Genomic DNA, 13,951 nt, shown 5'->3' on the forward strand with positions numbered 1-13,951 from the left:
GACGCCTGGCGGTGGTTAGGGTCGGAATCGTGACGATCACACCGAACAGCGGCACCGGGTCCGGCCCCATCACCCCCGACGGCTCGCCCGTGGAGTTCTACGCGACGCAGCGCTCCCGCGGCGAGCCCGAGATCATCGCCACGGTGACGCCGGCCGGCGGCACGATCCTGGAGCTGGGCTGCGGCACCGGCCGCATGACCCACCCGCTGGTCGAGCTCGGCTTCGAGGTCGTGGCCGTGGACGAGTCGGCGGAGATGCTCGCGCACGTGCGCGGCGCGGCCACCGTGCGGGCGCGCATCGACGAGCTGCGGCTGGAGCGGCGCTTCGACACGGTCGTGCTGGCCTCGCACCTCGTGCAGACCGCGGACGCGGAAGGGCGGCGCGCGCTGCTGGAGGCGTGCGCCCGCCACGTGGCGCCGGACGGACACGTGCTCCTCCAGTGGATGCCGCCGGAGCGGCTCGACGCCTGGGAGGTGGGCCAGGGCTGGACCGAGGACGGCGTCACCATCGCGCTGGCCGCGCTGGAGCAGCCGGAGCCGGGGCGGTTCACCGTCACCATGCGGTACGAGGTGGACGGGCGCGTGTGGACGCAGTCGTCCTCGTCGCGGCGGCTGTCGGACGAGGACCTGGCGCGGGCCCTGGAGGAGGCGGGGCTGAGGATGCTGCGGTTCCTGACGGAGGACCGGACGTGGGTGGCGGCAGGGGCCCTTACGACGTAGATTTCCGCTTATAGCTGGAAATTACTGGGAAAGACTGGAACTCCTGTTACGCTCGCGCCATGGGTGACCGGCTGGACGATCATGGGTGATCGGCTGGACGATCTGGAACGGCGGATCGACGAGCTGCGCGCCGGGGTGCGCCGGGCCATGCGTGCCCGCGACCCGGCCGCCGCCCGGACGCTCCGGGCCGACCTGCGTGCCGCCGAGCGCGCCTGGGACGCCCTGGTCTCCGGCGGCCTCGACCCGGCATCCGCCGCCGACGACGCGGCGCACGCGGTCGGCGACCCGGCATCCGGCGTCATCGGACCGACGGGTGAGCAGGGCGGCGGGAACCTCGCTGGTTCCGGAAGTGCCGGTGGTCCTCGAAATGCTGCTGGTTCCGGAAATGCGGGTGAGTCCGGAAATGCCGGTGGTGGCGGGAATCGCGGTGGTTCCAGGAAGGTCGCCGGCTCCGGGAACGGCGGTGCCGCCGGGAGGGGCGGGCTGCGGCTCGTGACCGTGCGGGAGCAGGCGCACCAGGCGCTCACCCTGCTCGGCGTGCCGGCCCAGCCCCGGCTGCTGGCGGCCGTGAGCGAGGCGTTCTTCGGCGGCTCCCTGCGCGGCGCCCAGCTCACCAGCCTGCGCCGCGACGAGGAGCGCTCGTTCGCCTCCTCCCCGTTCGGCCGCCCGTACTACCTGTGCGCCGCCCTGACCGACCGCCTCTCCCCCGCCCGCGGCCTGCTCGCGGTGAGCACGTGGCCGCTGGAGCGGCGGATGGTGGGCCCGCTCAGCCCGCGTGTCCACTTCCTGACCTGCGCCGTCGCCGTGGCCCGGCGGCTGTGCCCGGACTCCGGCGCACCGGCCGTGGGCACGGGCCTCGGCACCGGCACGGATGAGCCCGATCCTCAGGTGGAGCGGCTGCTCGCGCGGATGGCGCGCAACATCCCGGGCGGCGCCGCCCACGACCTGGGCCCGCCCGACCCGCTCCGGGTGATCGAGGCGGCGCGGGCCGAGCTGGCCGTACACGCCGGGCGCGACACGCGGGACCGGGCCGAGCTGGCGAAACGCGCGGCCGCCCAGCTCGGTGACCGGGCGCGACTGTTCGGCGCCGCTACGCTGAGCACCGTCGCCGCTGCCCGGGCCGCGACCGCCCGCACGGCCACCTGAGCACAGAGCGACACGAGCACTGACACGAGCATTCGCGACACGAGCACTTGGCGACACGAGCAGGTGGATGAGCACATGAGAGGCAGCCGATGAACCGGCTTGACGCGCTGCGGGGCACGACGCCGCAGAAGCCGCACGACGCGCGCGCCATCGCCGCGCTCGCCGCCAACCCCGGCTGCGCGCGGCGGGCGCTGCTGGACGGCGCGGGCATCGACAAGGACGCCACCGCCCGGCACCTGGGCTTCCCGGCGCCGTTCGGGCAGTCGCCGTTCGCGATCACCCGCGGCAACGCGTTCGAGGCGCTGGTGAAGGCCGACGGGTGCGCCGAGCTGCTGCGGATGCTGCGCGAGCTGCTGGAGCTGCCGGTCGCCGAGGTGGCCTACCACGACGTCGAGAACGTCGGAGCCCACCTGCGCCACGCCCACACGCGGGCGCTGTTCGACCGGGCGGCGCGCGACGGCCACGACTCCGGCACGCTCTACGACCATCCGCTGCTCGGCCTGGAGATCGCCGGGCACACCGCGTTCCTGGAGCCGGACGTGGTGGCGTTCCAGCTCGGCGGCCGGTTCCACATCGTGGAGATCAAGTCGTTCTCGGTCATCGACGGCCAGGCCGACCCGTCGGCGGTGGCGGCGGCGGCGCGGCAGGCGGCCGTGTACGTGCTGGCGCTGCGCCGGCTGCTCGGGGAGCTCGGCCACGACCCTCGGCGCGTGGCGCACGACGTGGTCCTCGTCTGCCCCGAGAACTTCGCCAACCGGCCCGTGGCCACGCTCGTCGACGTGCGCAGGCAGCTCGCCGTGCTGGAGCGGCAGCTCTCCCGCATGACGGGGCTCGACCGGCTGGTGGAGGGACTGCCGGACGACCTGACGTTCGACCTGGTGCCGGGCGAGGACGGGCTGCCCACCCGCTCGGCGGCCGAGCTGTCCGACGCGCTGCGCCGCACCACCGCCCGGTACGCGCCCGACTGCCTGTCCACGTGCGACCTGTGCTTCTTCTGCCGCGACGAGGCCCGGCAGGAGGGCGCCTGCGACCTGCTGGGCCGTCAGGTGCGCGACGAGCTGGGCGGGGTGGCCTCCGTCGGCGAGGCGCTGGGCCTGGCCGACGGCACCCGCGACCCGGCCGAGGGGCAGGAGGAGATCGCCCGGCTGCTGCGCAACGCCGAGCGCCTGCGCCGGGAGTGCCTCGCGTGAGCCGCGTCCGTGACGCCCGGCGGAGGTGGACGGCGTGAGCCTGCTGACGTCGCTCGCGCGGCTGCGGGCGCTCGACGAGGGCGTAGCGCAGCCCATCGCGACCGTGCGGCACTGCCACCTGTCCGAGCGGCCCATGGTGTTCATCCCGCTCAAGCTGTCCGGCGAGGCCGCCGCGCCGCTGGCCGCCATGCTCGGCACCCGCCGCGACGAGCCGCGCCTGCTCGTGGTGACGCAGCCGCGCAACCGCGACCTGCGCTTCGCCTGGGCCGCCGACCTGGCCGCCGAGTTGCTGCCGTACATCGAGGGCTTCCTCGGCGGCACCGAGACGGTGGAGCGCAAGAACGCCGACCCGTACGAGCGTGTGCTGGACGCGCCGCAGCTCGTCGTGCCGAACCAGGCGGGCGTGGCGTTCACCCGCCTGCTCGGCCGCTCCACGCGTTTCCGGCGGGTCGACGGGCCGTACCCGGTGCCGGAGCGGGTGCCGCTGCTCGGCCGCTGGCTGACGTACTTCGGCGAGCGGGCCGCCTACCCCGGCTCGTCGCTGATGACGGCCGCGACCGAGGAGCTGGGGCGGCACTGGGCGAGCGGGCAGAGCGGTCTGGAGGACGCCAACCTGGCCGCGCTGATGGCGTGGATCACCACCGGGCCGAGCGACGACGCCGAGGACCCGCTCGTGTGGCCGCCCGCGGGGCCGGCGACCGACCCGGGGTTCGACGCCGAGGTGCTGGCCCCGGCCATCGAGGCCGGCTCGGCCGAGCGCATCACCGAGGCGCTGCGCACCCAGCTCGAACCCACCTGGCGGCTCATGTGGCAGGCGATCGACCTGCTGAGGGGCCTGCCGGAGGGGGCGAGCGTGGCGCAGCGGTGGGAGCAGGACCGCGGCTCGTTCAGCGGCATGGCCGCGCAGATCGCCGAGGGCGCGCCGCCGCAGGCGCGGCGCGACGGCGCGGTCGCCGCCGCCTCCCGCCTGGCCCGCATGGAGCGCGCCCAGGCCGCCTACGAGGTGCAGCGCGCCTACGACGACCCGCTGGTCATGGCCGAGCACCGGCTGACCGGCGAGGCGTTCGCGGGCGAGGTCGTCGAGACCGACCCCGAGCACGCCGAGGGCGAGGGCCGCTCACGCAAGCTGCGCCCGATCGTGGTGGTCAAGACCGACGATCCCGTACGGCTGGCGCCCGGCACCGCGCTCGGCACCCCGCAGCGCCGCACCCAGGGCGCCCAGCTCGTGTCGGCCGGCGACGGCCTGGTCACCGTGAAGATCACCAAGGGGATGGGCCGGGGGAAGACGCCGGCGCCCGGGTCCGTGCCGGAGGTGGGCGAACGGGTCTGCTACACCTCGCTGACCGACGACTTCCAGGGCTCACCCGCCCTGCCCGAGCCGGAGGCGACCCCGTGGACGCACGGCGGCCCGCCGCGGGAGTACACGCCGAGCGACGAGGACGCCCTGGAGGAGTGGTCGTGACGAGTCCCCCGCCGGCCCGGCAGGAAGCGCCCGGTCCGGGTCCCGCGCCGAGTCCTGAGCCGAGTCCCGAGCAGGTCATCCGGGCCGTGCTCGCCGACCTGCCGCGGCATCGCGGCGTGGTCGTCGACTCGCCGCCGGGCGCCGGCAAGTCCACCCTCGTCGTACGGGCGGCGGCGCACATCGCCGCGACCGGCGAGCCGCTGATGATCGTCGCCCAGACCAACGAGCAGGTGGACGACCTGGTGACGCGCATCTGCGAGCGGCACCCGGACCTGACCGTCGGGCGGCTGTCGGCGGGCGGCTACGTCCCGCCGCTGCGGCTGCTGGAGCTGCCCGGCGTCACGGTGGGCACCCGTGTGCAGGATCTCGGCGACCCCGACATCGTGCTCGCGACCGCCGACAAGTGGGCGTGGATCTCCGGCCGGACGTGGCCGTGGGCGATCGTGGACGAGGCGTACCAGATGCGCTCGGACAAGCTGCTGCGCATCGCGGGGCTGTTCGAGCGGGCGCTGTTCGTGGGCGACCCGGGGCAGCTCGACCCGTTCTCGATCGTGGACGGCGACCGCTGGTCGGGGCTGTCGTGGGACCCGTTGCAGAGCGCCGTGTCGGTGCTGCTGCGGCACAACGCGGACCTGCCGGTCCACCGGCTGCCGGTGTCGTGGCGGCTGCCCGCCTCGGCCGCGCCGGTGGTGTCGCGGGCGTTCTACCCGTTCACCGGGTTCCGGGCGGGCACGGAGCCGCACGAGCGGCGGCTGGAGCTGTCCACGGGCGGCATGGGCACCGTGCACGACCGGGCGCTGGAGGAGGCGGCGCGGTCGGGGTGGGCGCTGCTGGAGCTGCCGAACCGGCACACCGTCCGCACCGACGGAGAGGCGGTGGAGGCCGTGGCGCTGCTGGCGGCCCGGCTGCTCCAGCGCGGCGCGGTGGCGGGCTCGGAGCAGGGCGAGCGGCCGGTGACGGCCGAGCGGATCGCGGTCGGGGCGGCGCACCGCGACCAGGTGGCGGCGATCAGGGCCGCCGGGGTGCCGCCGGAGATCACCGTGGACACGGCCAACCGGCTGCAGGGGCGGGAGTACGACGTGACGATCGTGCTGCACCCGCTGTCGGGGCGGCGCGACGCGACGGCGTTCCACCTGGAGTCGGGGCGGCTGTGCGTGCTGGCGTCGCGGCACCGGCACGCGTGCGTGGTGGTGGCGCGGGCGGGCATCGCGGAGCTGCTGGACGCGCACCCGTCGGCCGAGCCGGTGCAGCTCGGGGTGCCGGTGAAGTTCCCGGACGGCTGGGAGGCCAACCAGTCGGTCCTGGACCACCTGGCGGCCCACCGCGTCTGACGGCTCCTCCCCGAGCCCCAGAGGACCACGATTCCCCGAGTCCCAAGAGTCCCCGCGTCCTCTGCGTCCCCCGCGTCCCCCGCGTCCGTCGCGGGGCGAGGCGGGTCAGAGGCGGGCGCGCCAGACGTCGATGACCATGACCGTGCGCATGCCCGCCGACAGGTAGAGGTCGAGGGCGGGCGTGGTGTTGTTGGAGTCGACGTGCAGGATCGTGCCCCTGCGGCCACGGGCGGCGTCGGCGGCGAACGCGTGCCTCAGCAGGAACCGCCCGAGGCCCCTCCCCCGGAACTCCGGGAGCACGGCGAGCAGCGCGACATAGCCGCATCCCTCGTCGGACAGGAACTGGTCGTTGCCGATCACGGTCGCGGCGGGGCGGCCGTCGAGCCGGGCGACCGTGAGCTGGCTCCAGTCGGTGGCGCGGTGCGCGGCGCGGCGGGAGTACCAGGTGTCGTAGTCGACCTTGACGAAGCCGAAGTGCTCGGAGAAGGCCCCCTGGTGGACCAGGTGCGCCTCGCGGCGCGCCTCCTCACTCTCACCGCTGTGCAGGGTGAGGCCGGCCGGGGCCGGGGGCGGGTCGAGCGGCCCCGCGTGGTCGATGCGCAGCCGGTGGAAGCTGGTCGCGGGCCGCAGGCCGTGGCGCTCGGCGAGGGCGCGCTTGGCCTCGTCGGCCCGGTGGATGCCGGCGTCGACGGTGGCGCCTTCGTGGCCGCGCTCCTTGGCCAGCTCCCGGGCCCGGTCGAGCACGGTGCCCCACAGAGGCCCCGCCACGTCCTCCCGGCCGGGGCGGACGGTGACGTCGACCTCGACGAGGTCGCTGCGGCCCTTGGCGTACGCCCACGCCCAGGCGATCAGGCGGCCCTCGGCGTCGTGGCGCAGCCAGCCGTCGCGGTCGAGGTCGGCGCCGGGGGCGGCGAGGTCCGCCTTGACGTCGTCGAGGGTCCAGTCGGCGTGGCCGATGACCGCCGTGTCGGCGGCCGTCAGGAGCTCGTGGATGGCGGGAGCGTCCTCCGGCCGGGGGCGCCTGATGGAATCCATGGGGGGGATTGTGCCGAAACGGGCGGGGCTCTCGCCTCCCATTTTCCCTCCGTCGATAAGCTGGACGGGTGCTGGACAAGAAGCCGTTGCGCATCGAGGTCGCCACACCCGACCCGATGACGGTGCGGCTCGCGCTCAGCGGCGATCTAGACTACGGCACCGTCTCGGAGCTGGCGGCACTGCCCCTGGACGACGGCTTCCGCCGCCTGGAGGTCGATCTGTCGGGGCTCTCCTTCATCGACTCCTCCGGCCTGGCGGCGCTCATCCGCCTCTACCACCAGGCGGAGCGGGCCGACGCCGTGCTGCGGGTGGTGGCCGTGACGCCGTACCTGCGCAACGTGCTGCGGATGACGGCGCTGGACCGGATCCTCAGGCTGCCGCCCGCGTGAGCCCATCCGTCCCGGAGCGGCCCGGCGGGCCGCCCCCGGACGACGGCGGTCAGCCGACGGCTCCCATATGTCGGCGATCAGCCGACGGCTCCCATATGTCGGCGGTCAGCCGACGGCGGGCTCGGGCTGCTCCGCCGGGGTGGCGGGGCCGCCACGCAGCGGGATCTCCTTGACGAACGCCGCCAGCACGGGCACGACGACGGCGAACAGGATGGCCCACCAGAAGACGTTGGAGATGGAGCCGGCCAGCGCCTCGATCAGGCCGGTCCGCATCTGCGGCGGCATCTGGGCCAGCGCGGCCGGGTCCATCCGGCCCCCGCCCTTGGCGATCTTCTCGGCGGCCTGGGCGCCGAACTTGTCCGTCAGCTCGTTCTGGAAGCCGTTGTTGAAGACCGCGCCGAACAGGGAGACGCCGAACGAGCCGCCGATCGAGCGGAAGAACGTGGTGGCGCTGCTGGAGACGCCGAGGTCCTTCTGCTCGACGCTGTTCTGCGCGATGAGCATGGTGGTCTGCATGAGGAAGCCCATGCCGACGCCGAGCACGGCGATGTAGACGCCGGTCTGCCAGCCCGGCGTGTCCATGTCCATGGTGGACAGCAGCCACATGCCGAGCGCCATGCCGACCCCGCCGATCAGCGGGTAGATCTTGTACCTGCCGGTGGCGGTGATGGCCCGGCCGACGAACAGCGACACCACCATGGCCGCGGCCATCATCGGCAGCAGGAGCAGGCCGGAGTTGGTGGCCGTGGCGCCCTGGACCATCTGCTGGAACAGCGGCAGGAAGTTGATCGCGCCGAACATGGCGAAGCCGAGCAGGAAGCCGATGCCCGAGATCAGCGTGAAGTTGCGGTTGCGGAACAGCTGCAGCGGCATGATCGGCTCGGCGACGGCGCGCTCGACCGGGATGAAGATGGCGAGCGTGACGACGGCGACGCCGATGAGGCCGATGATCTGCCAGGAGCCCCAGTCGTACTCGTTGCCGCCCCAGGTCGTGACGAGGACCATGGCGGTGATGCTGATGGACAGCAGGATCGCGCCGATCCAGTCGATGCGCACCTTGTTGCGGTGCTTGGGCAGGTGGAGCTTGACGGCCAGCACGGCGAGCGCGATCGCGCCGACGGGCAGATTCACGTAGAAGGCCCAGCGCCAGTCGAGGTGGTCGGTGATGAAGCCGCCGACGAGCGGGCCGGCGATCATGGCGAGCGACATGGCGCCGGCCATGATGCCCTGGTACTGGCCGCGCTCGCGGGGCGGCACCAGGTCACCGATGATGGCCATGACGTTGACCATGAGGCCGCCCGCGCCGAGGCCCTGGAGCGCGCGGAACGCGATCAGCTCCGCCATGCCGCCGTCGGGGCCGCCGAGGACGGACGAGCCGGCCATGCCGCACAGGGCCGACCCGATCATGAAGATGACGATGGAGACGAGGAAGATGGTCTTGCGTCCGTAAAGGTCGCCGATCTTCCCCCAGATGGGAGTGGAGACGGTGGTGCCGAGCACGTACGCTGTGACGACCCAGGAGAGGTGCTGGAGTCCGCCCAGCTCACCCACGATCCGGGGCATCGCCGTACCGACGATCATGTTGTCGAGCATGGCGAGGATCATCGCCAGCATCAGTCCGGGCAGGACCACCATGACCTCTCGGCGGCGCCCTCCTGCTTCTTCCATAAGCACACCCCCGGAGTTGAAGATCTTCCTTACTTGCCGACCGGCAAGCCTGCATTAAGGTAGATACTTACTTGCCGGTCGTCAAGTCGAAATAGGTGCACTTTGCGGGAAGACACCCGGACGCGTATCCAGGAGATCGCTCTCAGGCTGTTCACGGAGCAGGGCTACGAGGCGACCTCCCTGCGCGAGATCGCCGAGGAGCTCGGCGTGACCAAGGCGGCGCTCTACTACCACTTCAAGACCAAGGACGACATCGTCGCCAGCCTGGCCGACCTGCGCGTGGCCGAGGTCGAGGAGGTCCTGGCGTGGGCCAGGAGCCAGCCGAGGACGCTGGAGGCGCGGCGCGAGATCGTGACCCGCTACGCCGAGGCGCTGCGCAAGCCCCGCTACCTGGAGGTCGCCCGCTTCATGGAGCGCAACCAGACGGCGCTGCGCGACCACCCGAAGCTGCTGCGTCTGCGCGACACGATGCTGGAGCTCGTCAACGAGCTGAGCGACCCGGACGACCCGCTCGCGGTGCGGATCGCCCGCTCCATGGCGCTGTTCGCGCTGCACGCGGGCAAGTGGATGCCCCAGGAGGAGTCGGTGTCGGAGGAGGAGATCAACGCGGCGTCCCTGGAGGTCGCGCTCAGGCTCCTGGAGCCATAGGAAGAATCTCCTGAAGCCATAGGGACGATTGGGGTCCACGATCGCGGGCAGGTCTCCAGGCACGCATCCAACCGGGGAGGAAGACAGTGGAGGCCACCATCGCGCTCCGTTTGCCCAGGGATGCGGCAAGCGTCCCCCTGATCCGACAGATTCTCGAGGCCAGCCTCAAGACTCTGGGCGTGGAGCCGCAGATCCGCGACGACATCGAGCTCATGCTCAGCGAGGCGTGCTCCAACGTGATCAGACACGCCGGGCCCAGCGACGAGTACACGGTGAGCGCCGGAGTCCACGACGACCTGTGCACGATCAAGGTCATCGACACCGGCGGCGGGTTCGATCCCCGCAAGGTGACCCAGGCGCCCGACAACGCCGAGAGCGGCCGCGGTCTGCAGATCATGCGGGCGCTCGCCGACGACGTCCGCTTCACCAACCGGCGGGAGAAGGGCGCCGTGGTGTGCCTGGAGAAGCGGCTGCGCTTCGCGCCGGGGGCGGCGGCCCGGCCGTTCATGCCCGGCTCGGGTCTCGCCGCCCACCACGCCCACCAGGCCGTACGGGGCACGGACAACTCGCTATGACGCTCCGGTGGCCGGCGCCGGCCACCGTCTGGCCGTCAGCCCGGCCATGAGGCCGAGGGTCACCAGGACCACGACCGAGATGAGCAGGACCGCCAGGAACACGAGGGAGCAGGTGATCGCCAGAGAGGCGATCGCGCCGAGTAGAGCCAACATTCGGCCAAACTTTCCCCACTGAATGGGCTCTAAGCCTTCAGATGGGGATAGATCCGGCTTTCCGCGAAGCGACGGCGGCCTTGCTCCCTCTCGTCCGGTCTCGGGAACGCCGCAGGTCAGGAGGGCGGGAGCTCCCGGCGGCTGGGGAGCTGGTCGAGGCGGCGCAGGATCACTCCCTCGCGCAGCGCCCACGGGCAGACCTCCAGGCGCTCGACCTCGAACAGGTCCATCGCCGCGTCGGCGACCAGCGCCCCGGCGGCCAGCTGCGCGGCCCGGCCCGGCGACACGCCGGGCAGCGCGGCCCGCGAGGAGGTGTCCATGGTCGTCAGCTTGCCCGCCCAGTGGGCCAGGTCCTGGCGTGAGAGCGAGCGCGACACGTAGGGCCCCTCGCTGGACGGAGCCGTCCCCGCCACCCTGGCGAGCTGCTTGAAGGTCTTGGAGGTCGCCACCGCGCAGGTGGACTCGCCGTGCCGGACCACGTCACGGACCGTGCGGGCGATCTCGGCGCGGACGTGCCGGCGCAGCGCGCGCACCTCCTCCGGCGGCGGCGGGTCCGCGGTGAACCAGTCGCGCGTCAGCCGGCCGGCGCCCAGCGGCAGCGACACGGCCACGTCCGGCTCCTCGTCCACGCCCGCGGCGATCTCCAGCGAGCCGCCGCCGATGTCGAAGGCCAGCAGCCGCCCCGCCGACCAGCCGAACCAGCGCCGCACCGCCAGGAACGTCAGCCGGGCCTCGTCGCGGCCGGACAGCACCTCGATGTCCACCCCGCAGCGCTCGTCGATGCGGGCCAGCACCTGCTCGCCGTTCGCGGACTCGCGCACCGCCGACGTCGCGAACGCCACGAAGTCCTCGACGCCCTTGTCCTCCGCCAGCCGCAGGGCCTCCTCCACGAACGCGCCCAGCAGCTCGATGCCCTCGGCCGACAGCTCGTTGCGCTCGTCGAGGTGCTCGGTCAGGCGCAGCTCCTCCTTGTGGGAGTAGGCGGGGATGGGCCGGGCGCCTCGGTGGGCGTCCACGACGAGTAAATGGACGGTGTTCGAGCCGATGTCCAGCACGCCGAGTCGCATGTGCATGACGCTACCGGCCGGCGGCTCGTGGAGCGACGCCGCCCCCGCGCGCGCTCGGGGGCGGAAGTACGGGTTCCGCCCGGACGGCCATACGCTGATCGCATGTCACGAACCCTGCGACTGTTGATCACCGGCGGCGGCACCGGAGGTCACACCTATCCCGCCCTGACGACCCTGACGGCCGTGCAGCGCCGCCAGGTGCCGCACGACGTGCTCTGGGTGGGCACCGCCAACGGGCTGGAAGCCAGGATCACCGCCGAGCACGGCATCCCGTTCAAGGCGATCACCACGGGAAAGCTGCGCCGCCGGCCCAACCTGCGTGAGCTCGGCACCAACATCGCCGACGTGTTCCGCATCCCGGTCGGCGTGGCCCAGGCGATCGGGCACGCGGCCCGCTACCTGCCCGACGTGGTGCTGTCGACCGGCGGGTACGTGGCGGTGCCGATCGGCGTGGCGGCCAAGCTGATCCGCCGGCCGCTGGTCATGCACGAGCAGACCACGGTCGTGGGCCTCGCCAACCGCATCCTGGCCCGGCTGGCGACGCGGATCGCGCTGTCGCACGAGTCGTCGCTGGAGTACCTGCCGGCCTCCGCGCGAGGCAAAGCCGTGGTGACCGGCAACCCGATCCGGCCGGAGCTGCTGCAGGGCAATCGGGCCGCCGCGTACGACCTGTTCGGGCTGACGTTCGAGGTGCCGCTGATCTACGTGACGGGCGGCGCGCAGGGCAGCAAGCAGATCAACACGCTGCTCGCCGAGGTCCTGCCCCGGCTGCTGCCGCACGCGCAGGTCGTGCACCAGTGCGGCCCGGCCTGGATCGAGGAGATGCGGGCCGTCGAGCTGCCGCCGGAGCTGGCCGAGCGCTACCACCCGGTGCCGTACGTGGGCTCCGAGCTGGCCGACCTGTTCGCCGCGGCCGACGTGGTGATCTCGCGCAGCGGCGCCGGGACGGTGTCGGAGCTGACGGCCATCGGCAAGCCGTCGGTCCTGGTCCCGCTCATCCCGACGGGCGGCGACGAGCAGCGCAAGAACGCCGGCTACCTGATGTCGGCCGGCGCGGCGCGGGCGCTGCTGGAGCCGCGTCCGACGGCCGACATGCTGCTGGCCGAGCTGATGCCGCTGCTGGCCGACCCGGAGCTGCGCGCGGGCATGGCGGAGGCGTCGCGCAAGCTGGGCCGCGTGGACGCGGCGGACGCGCTGTGCGACGTGCTGCTGGAGACGGCCCACTGGCACGCCTGACCCCCCGGCCGGGCCGCGCAGCAGCTCGGCGCTCTCGTGGGGCACCGCCGGGTCGACTTTCACCTTCGCACGACGGCCGGCCACGTTGTGGATGTCAGGGGGTCGGGTCAGCCTTCCAGGTAGCGGAAGGCCTCGTGGGCGGAGCTGACGCTGCGGCGTAAGACGCGTTCGAGCTGGTCGGCGTCCTGGGCGAGACGCTCGATCTCCGGGACGGACAGCGCGTCGGCGCCCGACTCGGCCAGCAGCTCCTCGTAGCGCGGCAGGCGGGCCCGCAGCTCCTCGATCTGCTCGCGCGCGTGGTAGGCGCGCTCGGCGTCGGCGACGTGACGGGCGTAACGTTCCAGCGCCTCGACGCGCGCGACCACCGCCGCCTCGCTGGTGGAGAGCGCCCGCTCCAGCGGCTCCACCACGGCCGCGACCTCGGGGGCGACGCCCCGGCCCAGCAGCTCCCGGTGCTCGGAGCGCAGCGCCGACAGCTTGGCGAGCAGCCGGGCGATCTCCCACTCCTGCTCGGGCAGCAGCACCGCGTTGCGCGCGCCGTCGAGCAGCCCCTCGGCGTTGACGTGGGAGCGCAGCACGCCGCCGATGGCCTGCTGGGCGCGGGCCAGCACCGCGCGGGCCTCCTCGTCGAAGTCGACGGGCAGCAGGAACCGGCCGTGGTGCAGGCGCGCCTGCTCGTACACGCCGCGCTCGTACGGCCGGTCGTACTCCGGCAGCTCGCCCATGGTCGTGGTCTTGATGAGGACGACCAGCATGAAGGCGCCGAGCAGCACGAAACCGGCGGGCGCGGCCGGGGTGTCCAGCAGCCAGGCCATCAGCCCGAGCACCACGGGCGTGGTGGCGAGCAGCGCCACGCTGGAAGGGCTGCGGCGGCGCGGCGCGGGCGCGGAGACGGGCGGCACCCAGCCCGATCTGATGCGGGTCAGCAGGGGAGCGTTGGCGCGCAGCATTCCGGCGATCTCCGGGGGTACTCCCGGTTCGACGACCACACCCACGCTCAGCCTTGGCACCCTGGCGCCCCCAACGCTCGTGATGTCCGGATACTACGGAACATTCCGCCCGAATGTCAGCCTCGCGAAGGACAGTCCAAGCGAACCCCCGGTGCTTGTCCCCCGCCCGGCGTCGCGTCACGCCGCGACGATCATCCGGGCGCTACCGTAGGACGTTATGAGATCCGCCCACGTCATGATCGCGGCACCTCTCGTCGTCGTCCTCGCCGGTTGCGCCGGCGTGGCGGGCGGGGGGGGGGGGGCCCCCGCCCCCCCCCCCCCCGCCCCCCCCCCGCCCCCCCCCCGCCCCCCCCCCCCCCCCACCCCCCCCCCCCCCCCCCCG

General features: G+C 73.2%; 14 protein-coding genes. 9 read left to right on the plus strand and 5 right to left on the minus strand.

Features of this window, described 5'->3' with window-relative positions:
• Nucleotides 1-29 precede the first annotated feature (29 nt).
• The 5 genes from AB0H64_RS18350 (at nt 30) to AB0H64_RS18370 (ending at nt 5,848) form a co-directional block, all read left to right on the plus strand.
• The gene (locus AB0H64_RS18350) at nt 30-719 is read left to right on the plus strand and encodes a class I SAM-dependent methyltransferase (protein ID WP_357625552.1); all 690 of its coding nucleotides are present in this window, start codon (nt 30-32) and stop codon (nt 717-719) included.
• A gap of 63 nt (nt 720-782) precedes the next feature.
• Entirely contained in the window at nt 783-1,865 is a 1,083-nt protein-coding gene (locus AB0H64_RS18355; RefSeq protein ID WP_357625555.1) for a hypothetical protein, read from the plus strand.
• Nucleotides 1,866-1,954: 89 nt separating this feature from the next.
• Nucleotides 1,955-3,055: a hypothetical protein gene (locus tag AB0H64_RS18360; protein ID WP_357625558.1), complete on the plus strand. Its 1,101-nt coding sequence runs from the start codon at nt 1,955-1,957 to the stop codon at nt 3,053-3,055.
• 34 nt (nt 3,056-3,089) lie between these two features.
• Nucleotides 3,090-4,517, plus strand: a complete 1,428-nt coding sequence (locus AB0H64_RS18365; protein WP_357625561.1) for a hypothetical protein — start codon at nt 3,090-3,092, stop codon at nt 4,515-4,517.
• Nucleotides 4,514-5,848: an AAA family ATPase gene (locus tag AB0H64_RS18370; protein WP_357625564.1), complete on the plus strand. Its 1,335-nt coding sequence runs from the start codon at nt 4,514-4,516 to the stop codon at nt 5,846-5,848. Before AB0H64_RS18365 ends, AB0H64_RS18370 begins: the two co-directional genes overlap by 4 nt.
• Before the next feature lie 105 nt (nt 5,849-5,953).
• Here the strand turns inward: AB0H64_RS18370 and AB0H64_RS18375 are convergent, their stop codons facing one another.
• The gene (locus AB0H64_RS18375; protein WP_357625567.1) at nt 5,954-6,883 is read right to left on the minus strand and encodes a GNAT family N-acetyltransferase; all 930 of its coding nucleotides are present in this window, start codon (nt 6,881-6,883) and stop codon (nt 5,954-5,956) included.
• A gap of 68 nt (nt 6,884-6,951) precedes the next feature.
• Here AB0H64_RS18375 and AB0H64_RS18380 point away from each other — a divergent pair, with 68 nt between their 5' ends.
• A complete protein-coding gene (locus tag AB0H64_RS18380; RefSeq protein ID WP_357625570.1) occupies nt 6,952-7,272 on the plus strand; it encodes an STAS domain-containing protein in 321 nt (106 codons plus the stop codon).
• A 105-nt stretch (nt 7,273-7,377) separates the two neighbouring features.
• On the opposite strand, the gene AB0H64_RS18385 is transcribed toward AB0H64_RS18380, so the two are convergent.
• On the minus strand, nt 7,378-8,940 hold the full coding sequence (locus tag AB0H64_RS18385) for an MDR family MFS transporter (RefSeq protein WP_357625573.1): 1,563 nt from the start codon (nt 8,938-8,940) through the stop codon (nt 7,378-7,380).
• Between the two features lie 102 nt (nt 8,941-9,042).
• On the opposite strand from AB0H64_RS18385, the gene AB0H64_RS18390 reads away from it, so the two are divergent.
• Nucleotides 9,043-9,588, plus strand: a complete 546-nt coding sequence (locus AB0H64_RS18390; RefSeq protein WP_357625575.1) for a helix-turn-helix domain-containing protein — start codon at nt 9,043-9,045, stop codon at nt 9,586-9,588.
• A gap of 86 nt (nt 9,589-9,674) precedes the next feature.
• On the plus strand, nt 9,675-10,163 hold the full coding sequence (locus AB0H64_RS18395) for an ATP-binding protein (RefSeq protein ID WP_357625578.1): 489 nt from the start codon (nt 9,675-9,677) through the stop codon (nt 10,161-10,163).
• On the opposite strand, the gene AB0H64_RS18400 is transcribed toward AB0H64_RS18395, so the two are convergent.
• Together AB0H64_RS18400 and AB0H64_RS18405 are read right to left on the minus strand one after the other, a co-directional pair.
• Nucleotides 10,158-10,316 carry a hypothetical protein gene (locus AB0H64_RS18400; RefSeq protein WP_310709970.1) on the minus strand — a complete coding sequence of 53 codons (159 nt, stop codon included), beginning with the start codon at nt 10,314-10,316 and terminating at the stop codon, nt 10,158-10,160. The genes AB0H64_RS18395 and AB0H64_RS18400 overlap by 6 nt on opposite strands.
• Before the next feature lie 116 nt (nt 10,317-10,432).
• Nucleotides 10,433-11,383 (minus strand): Ppx/GppA phosphatase family protein, encoded by a 951-nt coding sequence (locus AB0H64_RS18405; protein ID WP_357625581.1) that lies wholly within the window; start codon nt 11,381-11,383, stop codon nt 10,433-10,435.
• 102 nt (nt 11,384-11,485) lie between these two features.
• Here AB0H64_RS18405 and AB0H64_RS18410 point away from each other — a divergent pair, with 102 nt between their 5' ends.
• Nucleotides 11,486-12,619 (plus strand): UDP-N-acetylglucosamine--N-acetylmuramyl-(pentapeptide) pyrophosphoryl-undecaprenol N-acetylglucosamine transferase, encoded by a 1,134-nt coding sequence (locus AB0H64_RS18410; protein ID WP_357625584.1) that lies wholly within the window; start codon nt 11,486-11,488, stop codon nt 12,617-12,619.
• Between the two features lie 107 nt (nt 12,620-12,726).
• Here the strand turns inward: AB0H64_RS18410 and AB0H64_RS18415 are convergent, their stop codons facing one another.
• Entirely contained in the window at nt 12,727-13,629 is a 903-nt protein-coding gene (locus tag AB0H64_RS18415) for a hypothetical protein (RefSeq protein WP_357625586.1), read from the minus strand.
• Between the last annotated feature and the right edge of the window lie 322 nt (nt 13,630-13,951).

This window comes from Nonomuraea sp. NPDC050733 (assembly GCF_040654215.1).
Classification (GTDB): Bacteria; Actinomycetota; Actinomycetes; order Streptosporangiales; family Streptosporangiaceae; genus Nonomuraea.